23 protein-coding genes, 1 tRNA gene and 1 pseudogene are annotated in these 22,243 nt (G+C 39.9%); 24 read left to right on the forward strand and 1 reads right to left on the reverse strand.

Features of this window, described 5'->3' with window-relative positions; translation table 11 throughout:
* The first annotated feature begins 39 nt into the window (after positions 1 to 39).
* From DXD02_RS05640 to DXD02_RS05670, 7 genes are all read left to right on the forward strand, one after another.
* A complete protein-coding gene (locus tag DXD02_RS05640; protein ID WP_118666520.1) occupies positions 40 to 516 on the forward strand; it encodes a hypothetical protein in 477 nt (158 codons plus the stop codon).
* A 33-nt stretch (positions 517 to 549) separates the two neighbouring features.
* Positions 550 to 1,530, forward strand: a complete 981-nt coding sequence (locus tag DXD02_RS05645; protein ID WP_118666521.1) for a hypothetical protein — start codon at positions 550 to 552, stop codon at positions 1,528 to 1,530.
* 253 nt (positions 1,531 to 1,783) lie between these two features.
* Positions 1,784 to 3,445, forward strand: a complete 1,662-nt coding sequence (locus tag DXD02_RS05650; RefSeq protein ID WP_330425984.1) for an AAA family ATPase — start codon at positions 1,784 to 1,786, stop codon at positions 3,443 to 3,445.
* Positions 3,446 to 3,611: 166 nt separating this feature from the next.
* Positions 3,612 to 3,800 (forward strand): hypothetical protein, encoded by a 189-nt coding sequence (locus DXD02_RS05655; protein ID WP_118666522.1) that lies wholly within the window; start codon positions 3,612 to 3,614, stop codon positions 3,798 to 3,800.
* Positions 3,801 to 3,824: 24 nt separating this feature from the next.
* Positions 3,825 to 4,673, forward strand: coding sequence for a TIGR02452 family protein (locus tag DXD02_RS05660; RefSeq protein ID WP_118666523.1), 849 nt, complete (start codon positions 3,825 to 3,827; stop codon positions 4,671 to 4,673).
* Positions 4,674 to 4,769: 96 nt separating this feature from the next.
* Positions 4,770 to 5,162, forward strand: a complete 393-nt coding sequence (locus DXD02_RS05665; RefSeq protein ID WP_055228083.1) for a response regulator — start codon at positions 4,770 to 4,772, stop codon at positions 5,160 to 5,162.
* Positions 5,159 to 5,863 carry a metallophosphoesterase gene (locus DXD02_RS05670; protein ID WP_118666524.1) on the forward strand — a complete coding sequence of 235 codons (705 nt, stop codon included), beginning with the start codon at positions 5,159 to 5,161 and terminating at the stop codon, positions 5,861 to 5,863. The genes DXD02_RS05665 and DXD02_RS05670 overlap by 4 nt, the downstream gene beginning before the upstream one ends.
* Positions 5,864 to 6,747: 884 nt before the next feature.
* On the opposite strand, the pseudogene DXD02_RS05675 reads toward DXD02_RS05670, so the two are convergent.
* Positions 6,748 to 8,026 (reverse strand): annotated as a pseudogene (locus DXD02_RS05675) (IS110 family transposase).
* A 334-nt stretch (positions 8,027 to 8,360) separates the two neighbouring features.
* On the opposite strand from DXD02_RS05675, the gene DXD02_RS05680 reads away from it, so the two are divergent.
* From DXD02_RS05680 to DXD02_RS05745, 17 genes are all read left to right on the forward strand, one after another.
* Entirely contained in the window at positions 8,361 to 9,215 is an 855-nt protein-coding gene (locus tag DXD02_RS05680) for a hypothetical protein (protein ID WP_118666525.1), read from the forward strand.
* 45 nt (positions 9,216 to 9,260) lie between these two features.
* Positions 9,261 to 12,704, forward strand: a complete 3,444-nt coding sequence (locus DXD02_RS05685; protein WP_118666526.1) for an RNA dependent RNA polymerase — start codon at positions 9,261 to 9,263, stop codon at positions 12,702 to 12,704.
* A complete protein-coding gene (locus tag DXD02_RS05690; protein WP_118666527.1) occupies positions 12,694 to 13,719 on the forward strand; it encodes a hypothetical protein in 1,026 nt (341 codons plus the stop codon). Before DXD02_RS05685 ends, DXD02_RS05690 begins: the two co-directional genes overlap by 11 nt.
* Positions 13,720 to 13,835: 116 nt before the next feature.
* A complete protein-coding gene (locus tag DXD02_RS15385) occupies positions 13,836 to 13,991 on the forward strand; it encodes a hypothetical protein (protein ID WP_158580127.1) in 156 nt (51 codons plus the stop codon).
* A 426-nt stretch (positions 13,992 to 14,417) separates the two neighbouring features.
* A complete protein-coding gene (locus tag DXD02_RS05695; RefSeq protein ID WP_118666528.1) occupies positions 14,418 to 14,714 on the forward strand; it encodes a hypothetical protein in 297 nt (98 codons plus the stop codon).
* 110 nt (positions 14,715 to 14,824) lie between these two features.
* Entirely contained in the window at positions 14,825 to 15,313 is a 489-nt protein-coding gene (locus DXD02_RS05700; RefSeq protein ID WP_118666529.1) for an HAD domain-containing protein, read from the forward strand.
* A 19-nt stretch (positions 15,314 to 15,332) separates the two neighbouring features.
* A complete protein-coding gene (locus DXD02_RS05705; protein ID WP_118666530.1) occupies positions 15,333 to 16,151 on the forward strand; it encodes an endonuclease/exonuclease/phosphatase family protein in 819 nt (272 codons plus the stop codon).
* A gap of 231 nt (positions 16,152 to 16,382) precedes the next feature.
* A complete protein-coding gene (locus DXD02_RS05710; RefSeq protein WP_147398239.1) occupies positions 16,383 to 17,066 on the forward strand; it encodes a hypothetical protein in 684 nt (227 codons plus the stop codon).
* Between the two features lie 96 nt (positions 17,067 to 17,162).
* Positions 17,163 to 17,609 (forward strand): hypothetical protein, encoded by a 447-nt coding sequence (locus tag DXD02_RS05715; protein WP_055228067.1) that lies wholly within the window; start codon positions 17,163 to 17,165, stop codon positions 17,607 to 17,609.
* Positions 17,610 to 17,750: 141 nt separating this feature from the next.
* Positions 17,751 to 18,326, forward strand: a complete 576-nt coding sequence (locus DXD02_RS05720; protein ID WP_055228066.1) for a hypothetical protein — start codon at positions 17,751 to 17,753, stop codon at positions 18,324 to 18,326.
* Positions 18,327 to 18,386: 60 nt separating this feature from the next.
* A complete protein-coding gene (locus DXD02_RS05725) occupies positions 18,387 to 18,584 on the forward strand; it encodes a hypothetical protein (RefSeq protein ID WP_055228065.1) in 198 nt (65 codons plus the stop codon).
* A gap of 22 nt (positions 18,585 to 18,606) precedes the next feature.
* The gene (locus tag DXD02_RS05730; RefSeq protein ID WP_158576298.1) at positions 18,607 to 19,050 is read left to right on the forward strand and encodes a DUF4253 domain-containing protein; all 444 of its coding nucleotides are present in this window, start codon (positions 18,607 to 18,609) and stop codon (positions 19,048 to 19,050) included.
* A gap of 180 nt (positions 19,051 to 19,230) precedes the next feature.
* Positions 19,231 to 19,392: a hypothetical protein gene (locus tag DXD02_RS15390; RefSeq protein WP_156327583.1), complete on the forward strand. Its 162-nt coding sequence runs from the start codon at positions 19,231 to 19,233 to the stop codon at positions 19,390 to 19,392.
* A 12-nt stretch (positions 19,393 to 19,404) separates the two neighbouring features.
* Positions 19,405 to 19,509 (forward strand) — tRNA-OTHER (locus tag DXD02_RS15395).
* A gap of 54 nt (positions 19,510 to 19,563) precedes the next feature.
* On the forward strand, positions 19,564 to 20,154 hold the full coding sequence (locus DXD02_RS05735; protein WP_158576296.1) for a GNAT family N-acetyltransferase: 591 nt from the start codon (positions 19,564 to 19,566) through the stop codon (positions 20,152 to 20,154).
* Entirely contained in the window at positions 20,144 to 20,722 is a 579-nt protein-coding gene (locus DXD02_RS05740) for a hypothetical protein (protein WP_118666534.1), read from the forward strand. Before DXD02_RS05735 ends, DXD02_RS05740 begins: the two co-directional genes overlap by 11 nt.
* Positions 20,723 to 20,905: 183 nt before the next feature.
* Positions 20,906 to 22,168 carry a hypothetical protein gene (locus tag DXD02_RS05745; protein ID WP_118666535.1) on the forward strand — a complete coding sequence of 421 codons (1,263 nt, stop codon included), beginning with the start codon at positions 20,906 to 20,908 and terminating at the stop codon, positions 22,166 to 22,168.
* Positions 22,169 to 22,243 lie beyond the last annotated feature (75 nt).

Here is a 22,243-nt window from a genome sequence, read left to right on the forward strand (position 1 = left end):
ATATGATGGAAAGAAAGCAGAGTAAGGAGGGAAGAACATTTGTATTTTCAAAATCAGTTTTGGGACGAACAGAAATCTTTTTTATGGTGGAAAAAAAGACAGAGAAAAAAATATCTGGAAAGTGCGTTGATGATTTTGTTTTTGGAGGTACTCGCTGGTACCGTTTGTTTTTACGGGCAGACAGAAACTATAGAATTAAAAGATCAAATATTTGGGATAGCAGGTCTTGGAATATTTGGGGTAGCAGCAATTTATCTTCTGATACAATGGCGGAAAAGTGCACAGTGGGAAATGGAGTGGTATGAATGGGGTACTGTAAAAGAAAAAACTAGATACAACTCACAAGGTGCTGTCAGAAGATATGACAAAAAAAGATACTACATCAAAGTTCAGACGAGTGAAAGAGTTATAGAAGGAGAATGTGAGTTTGAAACATATAAGAAGGTAAAAAGTGGGGAAAAAGTCCTTGTGTTTGAGATAGGGACAAAAATGTTTTATGCTGTTCATCCGTTGTAGAAAAAAACAAAATTTTCGAGGAGAATTTATGAGATGAAAAAGAAAAACGGAATTTTGATATTAATCATAGTTGGCATCCTTGCCGTTTGTGCAGGAACTGGTGTTATTGCAAAAAAAGCATATGACCGTCACCAGGAGGAGCTTCGTTTGCAGGCGATTGAGACAAAAAACAGTGAGATTGATGAGGAATATCAGAGATTTGAAAAAGGAGAAGACAGAGATAAAAAACTGGAAGCATTGAAACAAGAGATGGAGAGTGCGGAAAAATATAAAAAGACAGAAGGCGCTTATAAGGAATGCTCTGTACACTATGAAAAAATCATTGCGCAGATGAAGAACTCCTTTGTATCCGAATATGACGATACGATCAAAATAATTGCGGATAAAATTGGTGATGATGTTGAAAAAATGGATGATAAGGAAGCACTCAAAAGTGCTTCCAGCGAATTTACGATATTCAAAGATACCTTGAAAGATGACTTCGAAAATTATAATACCATCGAGCAGGACAGTTTTGACAAATATAATAGTACGATTGATGAATACATGACAAAATATAATGACAGAGTGACCGCGATCGAGAAAGCGGAAGAAGAGGCTCGCAAAAAAGCAGAGGAAGAAGCGAAGAAAAAGGCAGAAGAAGAGGAGAAAAAGAAAGCAGAAGAGGAAGCTGCGGAAAAAGCGGCACAGGAAGAGGCCGAGAGAAAAGCAGCGGAAGAGGCTGCCGTAACCGAGGCAAGCCAGAACTCAGAAAGTGCGTCTAGCGGTGATTCAGGGACAGAAGAAAGCGACTATTATTACGATAACAGCAGCAATGATAGCAGTAGTGGCTCCGGATCCAGCAGTAATTCTAATGGAGATGACTGGAGTGCAGGAATGTATCATAGCTGGTACGTAGATGAAAATGGAAATAAAATTGAGGGAAGCGGCGATTACTTTGATCGAAGCACAGGTGAATTGTATGATGAAGATGGAAATGATTTAGGAAATCTGGGAGAGTGGCTTTGGGATTAAGTAAATTATCGGCAAAAAAGTGTGAAAAAACAATGGAAAGAGTATCTCAAGATAGAAATAAAGAATAAAAAAATGAAAGAAGGTTATTATGTTTTTCTATTAGCAGGAGTTGATGCAAGATTATGAAATTGGACAGATTAGAAATCGACAAGAACCATTGCCAAAGCAAATAAAACCCGCTAAAATAGAGATCAGAACATAAGCACAGCTGCTGGTGTCAAAAGCCGCAAAAGTTGGAAAGGAAGGTTTCAAGATGAGAAAACCAAAACTCCCGACCGGGATTGACAACTTTAAAAAGATTCGCAATGGAAATTACTATTATGTAGATAAAACTTCCCTTGTAGAACAGATTTTAAATAACGGAAGTGAGGTCACGCTTTTTACGCGCCCACGCCGTTTTGGAAAATCCCTGAATATGAGTATGATTCAGCATTTCTTTGAAATTGGAACGGATCCAGCACTTTTTGACGGCTTGAAGATTTCTAAGAATACAGAGATTTGTGAACAATATATGGGAAAATATCCCGTTATTTCCATCAGCTTAAAAGGAATTGATGCCGATTCCTATGAAAAAGCCCGTGCGCAGCTCATAAAAACAATCAATCGTGAGGCAAGAAGATTTCAATTTCTTCTGGAAAGCGACAAATTGAGCCGGGTTGATAAAGCACTTTTTTCAGAACTTCTGACAAGAAATATGGAAGAAGACACCATTACCAGCGGTCTTCAGGAACTGACAGAACTGTTGGAAGTTCACTATGAACAGCAAGTGGTTGTCCTGATTGACGAATACGATGTTCCGATGGCAAAAGCCCATGAAAATGGATATTATGATGAAATAGTATTGCTGCTTCGAAATATGTTCGGAAATGTTCTAAAGACAAACAGCAGTCTTGCCTTTGCTGTTTTGACGGGCTGCCTGCGAATTGCAAAAGAAAGCATCTTTACCGGACTGAATAATTTCAAAGTATATTCGATTACAAATACAGAATTTGATGAAACCTTCGGCTTTACAGATGAAGAAGTAAAGACCATGCTGCATGACTATGAAATGGATGACCGATATGACGAGGTAAAAGAATGGTATGACGGATACCGATTCGGAAAAGCAGATGTGTACTGTCCATGGGATGTTGTGAATTACTGCAATGATCATATCCATAATCCAGAGGCCGAGCCGGAAAATTACTGGATGAATACAAGCGGGAACAGTGTGATTCATCATTTTATCGACAGCATCAATGAACCGGATATGCTCACAAAAACAGAACTGGAATGGCTGGTAAATGGAAAAACAGTGATCAAACAAATCGATGAAATGGTTACCTACAATGACCTGTATTCGACCATGGATCATCTGTGGAGTACACTTTTCATGACTGGATACCTGACACAGCGCGGAAGAGAAAGCGATGGCCGCTATTGCCTTGCAATTCCAAACCGGGAAATACGAAATATCATAACAGAACGGATTCTTACACTGTTTCAGCAGGAAGTGAAAAAAGACGGGAAAATGGCAGAACAGTTCTGCCAGGCACTGCTTGGGGGAAAAGCAGCAGAGGTGGAAAGTCTTTTGGATTTATATTTGCAGAAGACAGTCAGCGTACGCGATACCTTTGTGCGGAAATCACTGAAAGAAAATTTCTATCATGGAATTTTGCTTGGAATCTTAAGCTATAAAAATGACTGGCGTGTATCTTCCAATCGAGAATCGGGAGAAGGATTCAGCGATATTGTGATTGAAACGGGAGATGCAGAAACAGGAATTGTGATAGAAGTGAAGTATACAGATGAGAAAAAAGATCTGGAAAGAGATTGCCGGAAGGCATTGGAGCAGATTCGAGATAAAGATTATACGCAGATATTGCGGCAGGAGGGCTATAAAAAATGGTGCAGTATGGAATTGCATTTCATTTAAAACAGTGTTGTGTGATGGAAGAAGAGATGCAGCGTAAGCGGAATCGGAATGGGGCTCTGAATAGTTACAATTTGTTATAAAATTCAAGGCAGAGAATATTCGCGTTACATTCACCGGATTCCACTACATAAAGGATGGCGATTATCCAAATGACTTCGAGGTATGCTTGCTGATCCTGAGAGACAACAGCTTATCAGCAGGCTGCTGGGATACAGGATTATATGCCACGGAAGGCGGCAAGCAGCCAGGTGCATTTCGACAGGCAAGGGGCTGTTTTATCGATGCGGACTATGTAAAAGCCTGGACGAAGCTGGAGGATAAGGTGTATGATTTTCAACAGAACAGCATTGTATGATAGGAATACGGGAGGAGAAGTGTAATGGATAGAAGAAGTAATAATATCGCGATATTTCAGGATTCCATGGATATGATAAAAGCAAGCCAGAAGCTTCAGCAGGCAGTTCAGCTTTCAATTCAGAACCAAAAACTGTATGTTCCATCTCAGGCGATTGCACTTCCTGAATCTGGAAAATCACCTTGCAAAACGATTGTTTCATCCAAAAGAAGCTTCGAAGCCGCCTCTGCATACGCAAAAGCCGGAAAACGAGTCTGTGTCCTGAATTTCGCCTCTGCAACCAACCCCGGCAGCGGTGTAACACGGGGAAGCACAGCACAGGAAGAATGTCTTTGCCGATGCAGCACACTTTATCCATGCCTGGACACAGAAACGATGTGGCATCAGTTCTATCAACCGCACCGGAAAGCAGGCGATCCACGCTATAATGATGATCTGCTATATACACCAGAAGTCGTCGTATTTAAGACCGATACCTCTGCGCCGGAACGAATGGAAGAAAAAGACTGGTATCAGGTAGACATCATTACCTGCGCAGCCCCGAATCTCCGAAAGAAACCAAGCAATGCCATGAACCCGTCTGCAGGAAATGCGCCGGTTAAGATTAGTGAGAAAGCACTGTACGAACTTCAGATGCAAAGGCTGGAACGTGTTTTTCAGGCGGCAGCATCGAACGGAGCGGAAGTTCTGATTTTAGGCGCGTTTGGCTGTGGCGCTTTCTGCAACCCGCCAAGAATTGTAGCACGGGCATTTCGGAGCGTACAGGAAAAATATGCATCCTATTTCGACACGATAGAATATGCGGTGTTCTGCAGCAGAAACGACACGCAGAATTATGATGCATTCAATATGGTGCTTGGAAGTAGAAAATAGAATCTAAATGGTGTTCTGAAAGAACACAAAAGCGAACAGAAGATACGAGCGTATGAAAAGCACAAACAACAAAAATGAGAGGGACGGCTGTAGAATATGAAAGTTCTGAACTTCGAGGACAGTGTTTATAAGGCAAATGCAATTCGAAAAATATTAGGTAATCGCTGTGGTGTGGCATCGGTTGAGCAGGTGTCTAATGTGGAAGATGGTCTGAAAATGTTGAAAGATGCAGAAAACGCAGGAGAGCCGTTCAATCTGATCATCACAGATATGCATTTTCCAATGAGGTCAGGAGCCATCAGCGACACAGAAGCGGGAGAAAAATTAGTTCAGATTCTGCAGGCGCAGGGAAATCAAACCAACATTATCGTATGTTCTTCAAGGAATATGAAACTTCCAGGTGTGTATGGATGTATCTGGTATTCGGAAATCAGTGACTGGGAAGAAGAACTTTGTGATCTTGTAAGAGAGATGGAAAAAAGCAAATGATTTATGCGATGAGTGATATTCACGGACAATATGAGCTGTTCAGGAACCTGATGGAGCAGATACCCCTTGGAAAAGATGATACACTCTATGTACTGGGTGACGTAGTCGACCGGGGGCCGGATTCCATGAATACCTTGAAATATATGATGGCAAACCCTAATATCATTCCCATTATGGGCAACCATGAGCTCATGGCTCTTCCGTGTCTGAAACTTCTGGTATCGGAACTTTCGAAGGACTTTCTTCATAAACTGTCATCACAGGCACATCAGTCCTTTGCAGAATGGACGTTGAACGGCGGAATCAGCACAATTCAGGAGTTCTTGAAACTTCCGCAGGAAGAGCGGCGACAGGTAGTGGAATATATAGAATCATTTCGTCCGTATGGGAAGAAGATCATAAATAATGGGGAATATTGGCTGATTCACGCAGGGATGGAATATTTTTCGGAATCAAGGCGGCTTGAGGAGTATTCCGTGGAAGAACTTGTGTGGAAAAGAACCGATTTTGATATCACATATTTCAAAAACATTACTGTGGTAAGCGGACACACCCCTACGCAGAATATTCTTGGAAACAGCAGACCCGGATATATCTTTAAGAAAAATAATCACATTGCGATTGACTGCGGAGCAGGCAAAAACAATGGAAGACTGGCGGTGATTTGTCTGGATACAGGGGAAGAATATTATGCAGAATAAAATGCATCAGAACAAATTAGGCGGACAGAAGAGAAATACTTTATGATGGAAAATATGAGAACAGTATTGTGATAAAGTTGTAGAGAAATTTCTTGTTTTCGCTTGCAGAATAACGGAAAGTGCGAGAGAATGTAATAGAAACTGTGTAAGTTTTTCTAACCTGCTCTCAAGATTTTATCAAATGCCAGAATTGTCAGTCAAGGCTGGAACCCTTACCTTGACTGGCATTCCGGCATTTAAAGCAAGGTAGTCAAGCAGGCAAAGGGGAAATTGTCAGACAATTTACTTACACACTTTTTTAGACATTCCCAAGTGCCGACTTAATTTGTTGTGGTCAAGCTTTTTGGTAGACTATAAGCATTGTGAAGAAGTTGGTAAAATTCAATATGAACAATGTGAGTATTCTAATGCAATAGTGCATGCTTTCCAAAGATTCAGAGCACCCTTTTCATAAACGCTTCAAAATCAATACTGGATTTTCAATCAATTCAATACTTTTTGATACCTGTCATTGAATAGAACTAAGGTTATGGAGTGATCTTTACCTCATACAGAGCATATATATAGTAATAATGGGTGCACCAAATAAAACGTCATCACTATTCGTTCTAAATGGCCTCGATGTGTACCTATCCCTATATGGCAGCTCACCTTTCATGTCCAACAGGATCATCATCCTTACGGTGGGTCCTCACTTCCTTCGTTCTGCCTGTCCATAACCAGGGTGCCAGCTTAGCTATTCATCAGGGTCATGCCCTCCGGAGAAAATTCCTGCCGGCTACCAGCTCATTCTTTGTACTTTCATCACTGATCCAAACACTCCGATTACAGCATCTTTCGGTGGACGCTTCCTGTAATCATTATGGTTGTTCTTTATTGCTCGGTTATGCAGCCTTTAACTGCTCTCCCGGATGTCGAATATCTTTCAATATCTTTGATGCATCATAACTGATTCCCTTGGTAAGGATCACATGGAATACTCTTATCAGCTTACATGCTACTGCTATCAGTGACTGCATCTTTTTTAATGGATTCTTTTCTCTAGTGGTATAATACCTGTGGATTTCTTTGAATCCTTCATTCTTTCCCACCACCGATATCGCTGCCTCGAAAAGAAGATATCTGAGACGCTTGCGTCCTCTTTTGCTTATCTTTGTCTTTCCATTGTGCTTGCCAGAGCTATCTGCTACCAGTTCCAATCCTGCCAGTTTCTGAAGTCCTTTCGTGCTATCGAAGCGCGTGATATCACCGACTTCTGCTATGAAATCAGCTACTGTTGTTATTCCTATACCTTTTATTTCAAGTAGCTTATCCGCATAACTGATCTGCTGGCATAGTTCTTTGATCAGGTCATTGACACGTTCAAGGCGTTTTGTTTGGAGTTCATAATCCTCTATCAGATCCTGTATCTCCATTCTGGCTTCTGTAAGGCCTGCCTTTAATCCTATGCTTTTCATGGCTGCATTCAAAATCAACATAGCCTTCTTATGCCCATTTCCTCGGAGTTTAGCATCTTTCCATATCTTTATGATACCGTCCACTCCAAGCCTTACTATCTCCTCAGGAGTTGGTGCCTGTTTTAATACCAGCAGCCCTCCCTTGGCATCTATGTGTGTATAAATCTCCTTATATTCCGGGAAATACACTGCAATCCACTTCTGCAGACGGTTCTTCGCCCTTGTCTGTTCTTTTGCAAGCACAAACCGGCGGTTTGACGCATTCCGCAGTTCTGCATATATGCCTATCGGCATATATGAATAAAAATACCGTTCATCCCTTACAAGCTCTGCAATAACACGAGGATCTTTTCTGTCATTTTTAGATGGACTGCTGTCATCTGATTCTTTGGTCTTATGCACATGGTGCGGATTTACCATCACAAACTTTATGTCCTTTTCGCCCATGAACTGCCCAAGATCAAACCAGTAGTGACCGGTCGGCTCTGTTCCTACCAGTGCCTCTTCAAGTTCACTTTTCTGCATCAGTTCCACAATCGTATTGTAAAAGCTGTTGAATCCCTCCATAGAGTTTGAAAACGCTACAGGCTTTCTGGTAAGCTCGATGCCTCTCCAGTTAAAAGCTCTGAAAGAATGCTTTTCAATGCCAACAATTATTGTTGTTTCTTTTTACTTGCTCAATCTTCTTGTTCTGTGTAGAATTCATTTGTAGATACCTTCCTTATTCTGTTCATTTGCTAACTGGCCGGTCAGCAATGACAGTTTAACTTAGGTATCTATTTTTGTAAAATCATTTACTTTCTACACTTTGAATTATACAGGAAGCTATTCAGCTCTTTTTTGTGACAGGAGCCAATATAAGATCATAAAAAATTGGATAGATTGGATAGATTAGGCTTTTTTCGACTGGTGGACATGTGGTTTGTATGGTAAAATAGAATCTAAGAAATTGGCAGTTGTTGTGCTAAAAAATGCCGTATTTCTGCAGCTTATGGCGTTTCGTAAACGCCTAGAATTTGAAAAAGAGAAAGGTTGATAAAATGACATTAGAACAATATATGAGAGAACTATGGCTGATGGATAAACAGTATGGACAAGAGGAAGAATTATATCCACTAATTAATATGCTTTTGAGAGATGGTGTGAACACGGAAAACCTTTCGATACGTGATGTTCATAAGAGTGAAAGAATCAAGGCGGATAATGAGAAGAATGTTAAGTCAAGAAAATATATAGATGGGTTTGGAAGTTTTCCAGATCTTGCGATTTTTGATGAAAGTTTTCCAGAGGGAAAGGAGCCTAAAATTTATGAGGTAGAAAACACAATTTTAAAAAATATATATGGTTGCGTGGAAGCAAAGTGCATTGGCAAAGACCTCATAGAATGCCTAGACACAAACACAATTGATATAAGTTGTGATAAGAAGAAAAAATATTATGTAAATAAAAAAAATACAAGTTCTTTGAATGAATCGAATGGTGGAGCAAATGATGCAGGACAATTATTGGGAGAGTTATTATGGTATGGAAAAGTTCTATATACAAATGGAGTGATATGGAAATATTATAAACTTTCTCAAAAATCAGGAAAAAAGATTAATGCTTTACGGGGAAAATGGTTTACTGCTGATAGAAATAATGGTGATACTTCCCAAAACGGAATGCACCCGCATAAAGAGTGGAATGAAGAACGTAAAACATGGATTTTTGAACAGTGTAAAGAGAAAAATTTGGAGATTACAATTAAATCAGAGGAAATCGGAAATTTAACAGAAATATATGAAAAGATAAAAGATAAACCGAGTATACCAACATTTGATTCCCAAGATTCCCAAGAATGGAAAAATTTTAAAACAAACCTTGCAGCAATTGATTGGACTGAAGTTATTTTTTAGTGTAACAGGAGCTAATAGCCCTACTAACCAAAGAGGAGTAATATCATGCCAGACATTAGACAAAAAATTATAACGATTAATGCCCAGGCTTTTTTCAACTTTTGTTCAAAGAGGCCTGGCGAAGAAAAAGAACGGTTCAAGCTTTATCTTGAGAATTATTCGTTGCGAAGATACGTTATAAAACAGGAAGACGAGCGAGAAGACTGTGCGCTATTTTATCAATTCTGCAAAGAAATAGAATCTGTATGGCGTGATAAAGAGAAGCAATCTTTTAAACGTACAGATAAAACATTATATGACAAGTTAGTGATTGTAGATTTTGGTAAAATATTTCAGCCACTTGATAAAGAGAATGCTGGGGCATGGAAGATAGAGAACCAAAAAGTTTTGCTGAACGATTCAAAAGATCTTGTAAAAAATGGATTTGATATGTATTTTGAAGGTTTTGAAAATCCGGTCCATATGGTTGCTTTTGATAAGAGCGGAAGCATGAGCCGGAATAGTCGTATTTCGTTTATTGATGAAGATTTTTATGAAGGATTGAATACACGTCTTAACTTAGGAATGGATTTTTCAAAGATATCGGTAATTGAAAGTAAATATTACGCATACAGAGGTTTATATCTTTCTTCTTCTAAAAGAGTTAAACATCCAAAGTTTGTGATAAATCCGGAGACTATTGTAATAATAAAGGATGTACGAACAAAGAGGGATAATCCTGAAATGCCAGTTACAAGGTATAATTATGAAAAAAAAGTTCCATTAGCAACTACAGAAATTAAAGCAGTAAAAGATGCAGATTTTAGAGAAGTGTTGCAATGCAATTTTCAGAAACCTCAAATAAAAGATTTTGAGTATGTGGATATCCCATTCGATGGTTCTGGTTTTATTACGCCGGAATATGCTTCTTACATTAATGAAGCATTGAACATAAAAGGAGCCACTTCCTTTCAGATTAGGTTACCGTTTATGAAGGGAATGCTTCATGAAGTGGATGTGCATGAGTTTTTAGAGACTTATAACGGAAAAAAAGGTGAACAGTTGTATGAAGATGCTTTTGGTATAAAGAGAGATTTGAGCAAGGCTCATATTTTTATCACAGAAAGTATGTTTAAAGGTATGAAATGGATCCGACAGTATTTGGATAGTGCATCTGATAAAGCTACTAATATGGATCCTATGGTATTCTATTGTGATGCAATGAAAAAATATGATCATGCATTGTATATTTCAGGGACAAATTTACCTTACGGAAACTCCCAATATACACATCTGAGCTATCAGATGATCAATACACTGCATTTTACGGAAGGGCAATTTAAAAGGATTGTAAAAAGACATTGTTTTTTTATACAAAATCCTATCGAGTATCTGAAAGATTGCGAAGAAATGACAGTGGATGATGATAATAACAATATCCAAGAGGAGGATAGTGATACACAGGAGAATGATGAGGAAACGATAGTTGTAAGACAGATATCTAATTGGAAACGGGCGTTATTTAAGAATTCTGCTTTAAAAAGCGACGGATATATAAAATCACAATTAAAAAATGTACAGAAAGGACTTTTAACAAAGCTTGCAACAGGAAAATTAGTTGTGGAAGGACAGAATCGATATCTGTGCAGAGATTTACTGCCATTGCTTGCGAGTTTATTGGAGGATGAGAACGTTATATCTAAATTCTGGCCCAAATATAGATATTTTCGTTTTTATCTGCCTGTAGGTACACAGAGTGGTTGTTGGGAAGATTTGAAGTTAAATTGTGATTCTTATTATGCATTCTTTCGGAGTCCGCATTTGTCAAGAAATGAACAAGTAATAATGAAGCGTTTTGAAATGACTACAGAGGATTTATATGCAGACAGGGTCAACTATAACTCTTTCAAAGGACATATTGAATTATATGATAAGTATTTTAAGAAGCTGACTGGTATTGTCATGGTTCCGAGGGGATCATCGGCTCCGCTATGTCTGGGAGGTGCCGATTTTGACGGGGATCTGGTCAATGTTGTGGCGAATCAGGATGTAGTAGAAGCGGTTGCATCTGGAGCATATGAGGCTGGAAATTATCTGGGTTATAGAACGAATAGATTAGTACCGTATTTTAAGCGAACACTTCCGGTTATTAAAATACCTACTTCTAAAGGAAATCCAGTTACAATTCAGAAGCATGTTCCGTTTTTTCATATCCAGAATACATTTTCTAATCGGATTGGACAAATATCCGATGCTGCAATTGCTATCGGGCAGATAGAATATGAGAGGAATCAGAAATTACCAAGCAAAGACGAATCAGGTTTGGTATTTACCTCAAATAGTCCCACATGTGCAAAATGTACGATATTAACAGGGTTGGAGATTGATGCGGCTAAAAACGGCCTACATCCTGATTTAGACATTGTACTTAAAGCAGGGATTGATAAGAGTGCTTATATTATATTTTTGAGAGACATAGAAAAGTTGCGGGGAGAAGAAGGGTATAATCTTGATAATCTGTCAATGACTCGGAAAAATATTGTGGGAAAAAGATGTCTTTGCGTGTCTGCAAAAAATTGTAAAACACAAGCTACGTTTGAAATTCAGGATGGTGGTACATATATCAACGAATTACCATTATATTTTGAAGAAGGACTAAAACAATATAAAAAGAAGAAAGAAACGAAAAGGGTACAGTTCTTTAAATATTCAAAAAAAATCTCAGATACAGACAAAGAAAACATTGAAAGATTCAAATTAAGATGTCAAGGGATTTTAAATTCGTATGCGTTTTATGTAAATAAGTTTTTGCGAGTCTTAAAGAATGAAAAGAAAGATACTTTTTATGCACCGGAGAATCTGCAAACAATCTTATTTGAAATATATGATGAAGAAAATGTAATAAAAATTCAAAGAACAGTGCTTCCATGTATACAGAAAAAAATAGAAGCATGTTTAAGTAATGATAATACGATTGAAGATATGAGAGATCGCTTGAATCAGATGCAGTGGTTATTACAACCAATGCAAAATAGAGGAAAAGCATTAGAACAGATTATAGGTAATGGATTTAATGCTCAAAGTTTGAAAAAAGAAGAACAGGAAGTTCTGTTTCATTTTGAACAACGGGGATATAAAACTTTATGGAATGTACTTACTTTAATAGAAGGTCCAAAAGTTACACCGTTTAAGACTTTAAAAGAGAGAGTTGAAAAAAATAGAACAGAAATGCAAGAATTGGATAAATCATTAGAAAAAGATCTGGAAAGTATTGTTCAAGGATTTTATGAAAAAAATGAGACAGATCCGAAAAACAAATTATATGGGGTATGTCTTCAGAAACTTAAACAAATAGTGACGGAAACCCAAGAGTTACCTTTGAAATTAAAGATTGCAACATTATATGAAATTACAAAGAAGTCAGAAGATTATGGCAGATTTTTTTGGGAAGTATTTGAATGGAAAGAGATGGAACCATATATAGAAGAGGCAAAAGAAGATGTTAAATGAAATTTTAGAATTTGAAGCATATGTAAAGGCTCCGGAATCTGCTGACCCCAGAATTCAGCCTAAAATGTTAACTAAAAATTATGAAAGTGATGATTTGAATGGAATTGGAGGAATTCTTGTAATTCTTGCAAGAGGTTTTATTTTTGGATTTGAAACAGAACAAAAGATTTATAACGAAGATGGACTTGTTAATGAGAACATCTTAAATGATACAAAGTACATTTTACTTCAATGGTGTGGATTTGATCTTAATGTTTTAGAATCCAAAGAAAAAGCAATCAATGATGATTTGGAAAATCATAGACAGTGTATTTTAGAATGGCAAAAAACATATCCGGAAGCGGATGGATGGTTAAAAAAATATTGGTTACACCATTGTCCGGAAAAAAAGAAAGAACAGTGGGAAAACGTCGAAAGTGAGTGGAACAAAAAGTTATGCAGTAAGAATAAGGAGTATAGTCAAAAGCAAATTACTTTAACTTCAGTAATAGCCATTGCGTTGGAACGTGGCCCATTGCGGAAAAGATATATGACATTAAGAAAAGATACATCCGAAAAGCCGGAAAAAGATCCGAAGAAGCGTTTTGTGTATTTATATAGTAGGATAGAGCCGCATAAAGATGGATCGGGAACAAGTATTCACGAAACAACACGGGAACAAATATTAAAGAATATTGCAGCATATCTTATAGGTAAAGAATATCATCCGAAAAATCAAAGGTTTATTCTATTAGATAGAGGACGACTTATGGGGTGGTATGGGAAGGATGATTATGGTTATGCTGATGAAGCATGGTATAGGCCAAGAGTTATCTGGGAAGAAAAACAGATTATGGAGGCTCATAGTGGGGATAGAGGATGGAACTTCATCAAATTATCTATAAACCAGGAGTTTCTGGAACATTTTGAATTTCAATTAATCAGCGAAGAACAGATTGCTGATATAGACAAATCTGGATACTGGATTTTGGAAGATATAGGACATGGAACCAAGAGCTTAAAATGTCTGGAATAGTATTAAATAATACCCCAAAGAAAAAGTAATTGCAGAAAAAGATCAGATATACTTAACAGATATCTGGTCTTTTTATATTGCGCTACGTTCAGTGGAAGTTGCTGATAATGGAGTAGATGGGAGTTTTATTTTTAAACATAAAAGAAAAGAGGTGGCAAGAAGAGATGTATAATGAAAATGAAGAAATTGAGAAAGAGTTGACATTATCTCAGTATATCGATGAACTGGACATTCCAGAAGAAGTCTTAGAAGACAATGTATTTGGATTGTAAAGAAAAAATCCAAAAGGACGATTTATGCATTTTTATAAACAGATTGCGGTGGATATTCTGGAGACTATGGAGATGTGCTTCTGACATCAGATAACGGAGCTTTGAACCGTCGGGTATAGGAAAAGTAGCAAGTTAGAAGAAATAAGATGCAGCTACCTTTATGGTGGCTGTATTTTATTGGTTGCAAATGGAGAAGAATATGACCTTACCCCAAAAGTGTTTTTTGCAGAGACAAAATGTAGGTTATTGCAAAATGTCATGTATGTAGATTGTTGCAAACAGACCTTGGGGGCTACACCCCCAAACCTCTGTGAAATCAACGAATGTGGCAAATTAGAACCTCCATTTACCCCATCCGTTGATTTTGTCAGAGGATTTGATGCTGACTACTTTTCGGGAAAAATAAAAAAATGGAGGACATCCAACATGTTAAATTCTAAGTTATTTGAAAATCCCGAATATGAAGAACTGCAGTTAAATCTGAATGTGTATTTAAGGGCACAGCAATATGCGAATGAATACGAGTGCCCACATTGTGGCTTCAAAGGCGGTCTGGTCGTGAGCCAATCTGATTGCGACAAATATGAATGCCTGAACTGCGGTCATCGAGGCAGTTTTGATCAGAAAATTGTTGATCGAAATGATGTGGAGAGTGAGTGGTTGTCATCGTACACGGAAGAAGAGCGAGAAGAAGTATACGATAAGGACTGCAGTGAATGGTAATAAAAACACCAGATAATTAAAACAATAAAAACAACACCCCCGGAAAAGCAGTCGGATAGATTTGATCTATTCGGCTGCTTTTTTGCAAGGGCAGGGAAAGGAGAAAACAAATGGGCAAAAAACATAAAAACTTTGTAGTATTTCTGGATGTCGATGGCGTCCTGAATACCAGGACCACCGTCCAGCAAACCCCAAAAGGATATCAGGGAATTGAAGATGCGCGCGTGGAGGTTCTGGCAAAGACAATCAGCAAGTTTGGCGGAGCGGATATCGTTCTGTCATCTGACTGGAAGGAACTAGAACCCACAGATGAAGATTACAGATATCTGGTTTCCAAGCTCGCCCGATATGGCCTGATTATATCGGGACACACGCAGGACAGGATGTACAAAAGAGGTGCCGGAATTGCAGCATACCTGGAAGAACATCCAGAGATCAAAGAATATGTGATTCTGGATGATTGCAGATTTGATTTCCAGAGTTATCCAAAACTTTGGGAGCGGCTGCTGCTTACCGAGGGGATAGAGCATGCTCGGTTCGCAGCCGGAACGCCGGCTGTGGAGACGATGGTATTTCTGAATTATGTAAAATTATTTTAACCAAATGGAGGAAAAGCAAATGAAGAGCAAAGTAATTGGATGGAACATCAATCAGCGCAGTGGTATGGGAAAGGGGATTCCACAGTTTGTGATCGATGAACTGATCGACCAGAATGCAGACATTATTGTGTTAACAGAACTGTTTCAGCACAGCACGATTGGCTATTTCTGGGCTGAGATGGAGAGAGCCGGATATCAGCACGCAGTCACACAGAATAATGGAACAAATGAAGTTGGAATTCTCTGGAAGAGGGACGTATACACTTTTCATGCAGTGGATGATTCGGTGGTTACAACGATGAAAAACAATCATCCGAATTTCCTGCTGGTGGATCTGGAAGACCAGAACGGACAGTTTCTTACCGTTGCCGGATTTCGGATTCGAATGGTGGATTACAGCCAGCGTGCCGAAGAACTGAAAATTGTTGTGAACAAGGCAAAGGAAAAGAAAAATCCAGTGCTTATGATTGCAGACTGCAATAACCTGCGGCGGGAGACGACGGAGACAAGCTGGAATCTGCAAGTGGTTGACCATATTCTTTCACAGGGTGGATTCGAGAGACACACGCCATGCGGTCAAAGCATCTTTGAGGAACACGCAGACAGAGGATATGCATATGAATTTGCAGAAGATCATTTGATTACACGCGATATTGTAGTTGAGCTTGGAGATTATGAAAGAGAATTTGTAAGGCGCGATCGGATTGCGTATCCGTGGGGGAAAGATTTTCAAACCCATGATAAAGAACACCGCCGAAGAGTATCCGTGGAACCTGGATTTCCGGACCATGCGATCGTAAAGGGATATCTTAGTACAGAGAAAGATCAGAAAAAGTAAATCTGATGAAGCTGTAGACTATAAAAATAACACCCCCGGAAAAGTGTGACCGTTGTGTAGCAAGATGTTTGCTGATGCAGCGGTTACACTTTTTATGGGGCAAAAGGAAAGGAGGAGAATGAAAATGTTAGGAAAACTGCTTACCTTTTTGCTCACACTGTTCCTACCCTTTTTAGAAGGAACAAATATTGTATGATAAAATCGCGGATTAAAGAAAAAGGAGGAAGCGAAATGATGAAATTTGATAATGCAAAATATAGAACCGTACTCAATCTGATCAAGAAAACGGGCGAATTCAAGGGGAAAGCAGTACCCAGTAAGGCAAGGCTTCATGAGATGATTGGCGACGCACTTGGGATATCACATAATACGGTAAAGGACTGGGAAAGAGCAACATCAAATGGGCCAGATCCGAGAATTCCAGGCTTGCTGGAACAGCTGGAAGCATATCTGGAATTACCGGAGGGTGGACTGCGGGAAAGAACAGCTGAACCAATTAAACTGAATGAAGAGGAGAGAAAGATCATGAATACAACAACTGATTTTCAGAAACAGCAGATTATGGAGTGCTATGAAAGACTCAGAAAATTTGTCAGCGACATGGATATTGAGGATGAAAACGTATATTACGACATTCGCAATATGATCGAGGTGAAGAAAATTGCATTGCCGACAGCAGTATACAAGGCAATGATGAACTTCATGGATCAGGTCGTTGAACCATATGTATTTGAAGATACGACGGAGATCTTTTCCGAAGAGGAAGCAAAGCGCAATGAGAAAGGAATTGTGGAAATAAAGTCGGAGCAGGCATTTCAAAAGCTGATGGTTCGATTTATGGAGAAGCTGTCAGAACTGGATGCGAAGATCGAAACGTTTGCAGAGAGTGAGTTAAAGCCTTATCTCGAACGATAAGGCCGTGAAACAGGGCGGAGAGATATTGTCGATTTCGGTCGGGATATCTCTCCCACAACAAAGACAAGATCAGAAGAAAAAAGTTGGAGGGACAAAATGGGAAAACAAATTCAATTTACTAAGAAAGATGCTTATCATACCCCGGGCAAGGCAAAACGGGAGCGGATCAAAGTTACAACCATTCAAAAAGCCCATCTGCTGAAGAAATTCTCGAATGTCCTGCGGGATAACAAGGATGGTATCAGTTTCTGGTTCAATACAGAAAGATTCATGACAACGGCAAGAAGATATAATTTTGTAGCCTCCAGCATCCTGCGGGATATAGAATTATCAGAATATATTGAAGAGGATGAATCAGTGAGCCTCAAGACAATACGGAGATTGTTAAACTATTGTCAATACCCGGAGGAAGAGGAGCTTATGGTTGGAATTCAGGCGATCAAACATATTGGCAAGGCGTTATACGGGGATGAAGATGCCTTCCTGGAGGTCATTGACGAGGAAAGTCTGTGCTGCATGGCAGAGCAATATCTGGCAATGTAAGAGCCATAAATTTCAGAGTGCGGAAGTTCGGACAAAAGTCTGACACCAGAAGGACAGTGAGTCATGATAAGATACTGCACAGAACTTCAGTCTGTGCAGTATCTGAACCCACATGCAGTATCAGTACAGGAGGAAGAGCATATGAAAAAAGAGAGCATGGAAGTCGTAGGAAGAATTGTAAAACGCGAGAGGGAGCTATTTGGCATTCGTGTAATAAAAAAGGACAACACATCAAAAGTGCGTCAGATGTACCCGGAAGCATGGCACATGTTTTACTTGTTAGAGAATGAAAATAATCTGGTTCCGCCGCTGGAAATCCAAGGTACGATGGAGGTGCTGAAAAATGATCAGATCCGCCTGCTGTGGTTCATTCATCCCATCATGATCAATGAGTGGAATATGGAGAACTGCATTTTGTTTGCCAATGAAGTAAACAGAGAGCTTGGCAACGGCGGCCGTTTCTGGGTAGATACGGAGTATTTTGATTTTGCGTATGAAGAGCGTTTTGAAGAAGAAATGCTGCAGCTTAGTGGGATGAATGTATTAGAACGGCATATGTTCGAATGGCCGCTTGGACAGTTCCGGGATATTCACATTCCGCTTATGATGCTTCTGCAGGGAAAATGGGGAGCTGAAACAGCCATTCGGTTTATCAAAGAACTCAGAGAAAATGGTTTCGTCGAAAATGAAAAATACGATCTGTTTCCGGATGCGTGATTTGAGAGCTGTTTTGGAAATGCAGCGAAATAAATGAGTACAAAGAATGGAGAAAGAAAAATGGCTAAAAAAGTGGATTACAAAAAATATAACTGCGTATTAGAGATGAGCAAATGGATGGGAAGCACACCGAAAGCCTTTAAAGCGGCAATCCTGAAAGAGGCTGTGCGCCAGAATGCGAACAGCGGTGGGAAGGTGGAAAAGAAGGAAATAAGAGCATGCAGAGCCGAAAAGCATAAGAAAAGGACATGCAAATAAAAATATGGTGGAGGCGAAAGATATGACGACGATTATCTGTGAGATGGATTCTATGGAGTTGTGTGTCTGGAAGGAAAAGCATCTGCAAAGGGTATGCAGCGGAGATGAATGGATTTTCCGGGAGAAGGAAAAAGAACCGGAAGGTATACGGGTGAACTTTGATGTGGAGCATGCCTATGAGATCTTTGAATGTCTGGGCAGGTATTGGGGCGATTTCAATTCTTGCCCGGACAGCGAAACCATGGGACGGGTGGCAAAAAGATGGGAAGAAAAATATGGATTAAAGCTGGTGGAACTTTCACATGATACGTTGACCTTTCAAAGTGATCGTCGGATTTCGAAAAAGGAGGCGGCCGAGATTACAGAAGAAACGGTGGAGCTTTGTGCAGAAATTGTAAACGGAAAAGAAAATCAGCAGATCGAGACAATCAGCAGAACAGGGAGGATTACATTATGGTGGGACTGAGTGTATAAAAGGCCAAAAGAGTGTCCACATGCAGGAACGGTTCCATGATAAGATAAGGCATACCCGGAAAGTAAACCACAAGTTCAATGCAACCGCCGGGAAAAAGTGGAATAATAGGAGTACATCAGAACACCGGCGAATGCATTCGAATACCGAACAGATCAGGAGGAACAACTCGATATGACGTTGAACGAACTTTTCGCAATTCAGGAAGCAGACGTAACAAAAGAATTCCTGTTGAAAGCCGGCTGGAGTGAGATCGCAGAAGAACCGGCGGAGATATTCCGGCGGAGCAGGCTGGTTCCTGACAGAGTGGAATCACATAAGGAATACAAAAGTTAAAAGAGAAATATGAGTGAGGTAGCTCAGCCATGGTAGAGCAGAGAAACCAAGCCGATCATGGGTGTGGTCGGTACAGCAAAAGATCTATTGTCGCTGGTTCGATTCCAGCCCTCACTCCTGAAACATGAAAACTCACAGTCAACGTACAAAAGAATGGAGACGAGATCACAAATGAACACAGGATCTGCAATCGAAACTGAAAGATTATTCCTTCTCCCAAGCCGGACGGACAGAGACTCCGAGGCATTTTTACAAATGCTGCGGGATGATGGCGACTTCTACATATTCTGCGGAGTCAGCCCATCCGAAAAACATGTGATGGGGTTTGCCAACTACTTTGAGAGAACCGATCATGAGCTTTGCACCTATTCCATTTTTCCCAAACAGCAGAAAGACAAGTTTATCGGCTACGTAGGCGTACATAGAGAAATGGAAGACGAATACGAAATTGAATTTTATATCGCCAGAGAATACCGAAGAAACGGCTACTGTGAAGAAGCCAGCCGAGAGCTGATTAATCAGCTCTTTGGTGATGGGGTTTCTGCAAACGGAAAGAATCTTTTCGTCGATAAGCTGTATGTGACGACCCAGACAGAAAATGAACCAACGATCAGCCTGCTGCGGAAGCTGGGATTCAGAGAAGTAGAGGACGGCCCGATCATGGTTGTGCTGGGTAACATTTTCGAAAAAGAAGATAATTTTTTCGCACACGAAGTAGTAAAACTGGTACTGACAAAGGAAGAGTTTTCTGATGGCAATTAAATTTGAAGAACTGAGAAAATATGTTGCACGCAATGTCCGCTTATCCATCTGTTTTGAGGATGGTTATTACCACGATTATCTGATGATGTCAGACATTCCGGAACAGAAATATGCTGGCTTTTACATCTATGGAGTCGGAATGGTGGATGTGGAATTTTCCAGAGATGTCTATATGGCTTTGCCGGAACCGGAAGGAGAATGCTGGTGCAGCAAAGATGATACAATGAAACCTGCGATGGAACTTATGATTTCGGAAGAACCGCGGGATATCAAACGGAGTGTGGAACAGAAGCTTTTGTTCCGTGACTTAAAACCGTATCTGCAGATCGGCAGACATTTTTCTATCGTAAATCGAAATGACTGGTCATCTGAATACTATGAATATCGGAGTGAGATACCGGAGAAATACGATGATATGTATGTGTACGGCATCGGAATGGAAGAGTGTCCGCATGCTGAAAAAACGTGGATGGATGTTCAGTATGAAACTATTCGCAGAAAGCAGATGGTAATTGTGCTTTCTAATCAGCTGAGAGAAGATCTCAGGTCACTGTTCACACAGCAGTGAAACACTTACTGTTTCGATGCGTAAGAATGTGATTCAAATGTGAGCAACCCTCCCTTTGCGAAGCAAAATTTTAAATGAGAGCTGTGAATGTTCCAGTTCGCTGGGGCCGAGTGAACTGGGACGAGCTGGGAACAGAGTAGTCAAATATTTTTCATTCAACAAAAAGGAAAGAAGGCTAGACATATGGATAGAGATCATACTTTTGATTTACCGGATTTAACAGAAGATTTCTGGAAAACAGTTGTGTTTGCACAGAAGGAACATCCTTCTGGAATGGGAGGCCCGGGCTGTGTATGGCTGGTCAGCGAAGACGGCAAAGTATACTTTTTCGGTTTTGAAGAGACACCATTTTACAAATGCGACGAGCTTTTTCCGATCTTTGAGACGACCGATGAAAGAATTGGCTGGCATTACAAATACAAAGCAGAAGATCACGGATGGAAATATCTGGAGAAAGAAAATGCACTGATCCGGGAAGATATTCTGGATGCTTACAGCAAAGCGGCTGCAGAGGAGAAACAGACAAATGAAAAGTTCTGGTATTTGTATGGACCCAAGCTGGCAGGATTGGCAATTGGTGTGGATCATCTGGAACGGTATGATTATATTGGAAGCGTTCTTTACATGGAAAAAATAGAACAGGAAATGGCGGAGCATCAGAAAACATGGGAAAAAGACAAGCTGACGGAGAACGAATTTGACTGGAAACCGATGCATATGAACAATATTCCGGACAATCCCGAGATGGGTGTTTACGCACTGCTGATGAGAAGGGATGACGAAAAAATCAAGGGTGTAAAATACTCAATTCTGTATCAGTACGAGGAAAGCAGTCCTATGCTGTTTGACAGTGATGCAGAGATAGAAGCGTATATTCTTTTCTGTGAGGATTACGATGATATCATCGGTCCGTGGGACTATCATTCCGTCAGCAGACAGGAATGTGCAGAGCTTTACGGAAAAGAAAATCATTTCCCACCAGAGCTGGCATATTATGACTGGATCACGTTTTCGGATGGTGATATTCACAGTTTCGGCAGATTTCTCCGCACATTCCAGAGTCTGGAAGAAGCCAAAGAATACGCGATGTATTATGCCAACGTGAACAGCGGCGGAATCAACAGGAAAACAATTCTGAAACAGGAAGAGGAATCCAGAATGGAAGACCATGCAAACCGCATTGCGCATTACGAGGCATATCAGATGTATCGAAAGCATTATAAAGAAATTCTGGATGCTATCAGCGAAGAAAACTGTTTCCCGGATTCCTGCAGCGGAGGCGGTGTGTATCTGCGGGATGCAATTTTAAAGAAAGTACCGGAAATCACAGAAGAACAGCTCAGGATAATCTGGAGAGAACTTCCATTTGTGCTCGAGAAGAGAACGCAGGAATGGATTGAACGGGAAAAGCAGTTCAGTGAGAACTATATCCGGAAGCATAGATAAGAGAAAAAGGATGGAGGAAAAGAAGGATGATTTTCCTGGCGGGATCTGAGGCGAGCGGAAAAACGAAAAAAGCGT

The sequence above is a fragment of the Blautia sp. TF10-30 genome, from assembly GCF_003481245.1.
Lineage (GTDB): Bacteria > Bacillota > Clostridia > Lachnospirales > Lachnospiraceae > Fusicatenibacter > Fusicatenibacter saccharivorans.

What these genes read in the sequence shown, in the direction of transcription:
- DXD02_RS05645 (WP_118666521.1), top strand. Translation starts at nt 550, where the DNA reads ATGAAAAAGAAAAACGGAATTTTGATATTAATCATAGTTGGCATCCTT.
- DXD02_RS05650 (WP_330425984.1), top strand. Translation starts at nt 1,784, where the DNA reads ATGAGAAAACCAAAACTCCCGACCGGGATTGACAACTTTAAAAAGATT.
- DXD02_RS05660 (WP_118666523.1), top strand. Translation starts at nt 3,825, where the DNA reads ATGGATAGAAGAAGTAATAATATCGCGATATTTCAGGATTCCATGGAT.
- DXD02_RS05665 (WP_055228083.1), top strand. Translation starts at nt 4,770, where the DNA reads ATGAAAGTTCTGAACTTCGAGGACAGTGTTTATAAGGCAAATGCAATT.
- DXD02_RS05670 (WP_118666524.1), top strand. Translation starts at nt 5,159, where the DNA reads ATGATTTATGCGATGAGTGATATTCACGGACAATATGAGCTGTTCAGG.
- DXD02_RS05680 (WP_118666525.1), top strand. Translation starts at nt 8,361, where the DNA reads ATGACATTAGAACAATATATGAGAGAACTATGGCTGATGGATAAACAG.
- DXD02_RS05685 (WP_118666526.1), top strand. Translation starts at nt 9,261, where the DNA reads ATGCCAGACATTAGACAAAAAATTATAACGATTAATGCCCAGGCTTTT.
- DXD02_RS05690 (WP_118666527.1), top strand. Translation starts at nt 12,694, where the DNA reads ATGTTAAATGAAATTTTAGAATTTGAAGCATATGTAAAGGCTCCGGAA.
- DXD02_RS15385 (WP_158580127.1), top strand. Translation starts at nt 13,836, where the DNA reads ATGGGAGTTTTATTTTTAAACATAAAAGAAAAGAGGTGGCAAGAAGAG.
- DXD02_RS05695 (WP_118666528.1), top strand. Translation starts at nt 14,418, where the DNA reads ATGTTAAATTCTAAGTTATTTGAAAATCCCGAATATGAAGAACTGCAG.
- DXD02_RS05700 (WP_118666529.1), top strand. Translation starts at nt 14,825, where the DNA reads ATGGGCAAAAAACATAAAAACTTTGTAGTATTTCTGGATGTCGATGGC.
- DXD02_RS05705 (WP_118666530.1), top strand. Translation starts at nt 15,333, where the DNA reads ATGAAGAGCAAAGTAATTGGATGGAACATCAATCAGCGCAGTGGTATG.
- DXD02_RS05710 (WP_147398239.1), top strand. Translation starts at nt 16,383, where the DNA reads ATGATGAAATTTGATAATGCAAAATATAGAACCGTACTCAATCTGATC.
- DXD02_RS05715 (WP_055228067.1), top strand. Translation starts at nt 17,163, where the DNA reads ATGGGAAAACAAATTCAATTTACTAAGAAAGATGCTTATCATACCCCG.
- DXD02_RS05720 (WP_055228066.1), top strand. Translation starts at nt 17,751, where the DNA reads ATGAAAAAAGAGAGCATGGAAGTCGTAGGAAGAATTGTAAAACGCGAG.
- DXD02_RS05725 (WP_055228065.1), top strand. Translation starts at nt 18,387, where the DNA reads ATGGCTAAAAAAGTGGATTACAAAAAATATAACTGCGTATTAGAGATG.
- DXD02_RS05730 (WP_158576298.1), top strand. Translation starts at nt 18,607, where the DNA reads ATGACGACGATTATCTGTGAGATGGATTCTATGGAGTTGTGTGTCTGG.
- DXD02_RS15390 (WP_156327583.1), top strand. Translation starts at nt 19,231, where the DNA reads ATGACGTTGAACGAACTTTTCGCAATTCAGGAAGCAGACGTAACAAAA.
- DXD02_RS05735 (WP_158576296.1), top strand. Translation starts at nt 19,564, where the DNA reads ATGAACACAGGATCTGCAATCGAAACTGAAAGATTATTCCTTCTCCCA.
- DXD02_RS05740 (WP_118666534.1), top strand. Translation starts at nt 20,144, where the DNA reads ATGGCAATTAAATTTGAAGAACTGAGAAAATATGTTGCACGCAATGTC.
- DXD02_RS05745 (WP_118666535.1), top strand. Translation starts at nt 20,906, where the DNA reads ATGGATAGAGATCATACTTTTGATTTACCGGATTTAACAGAAGATTTC.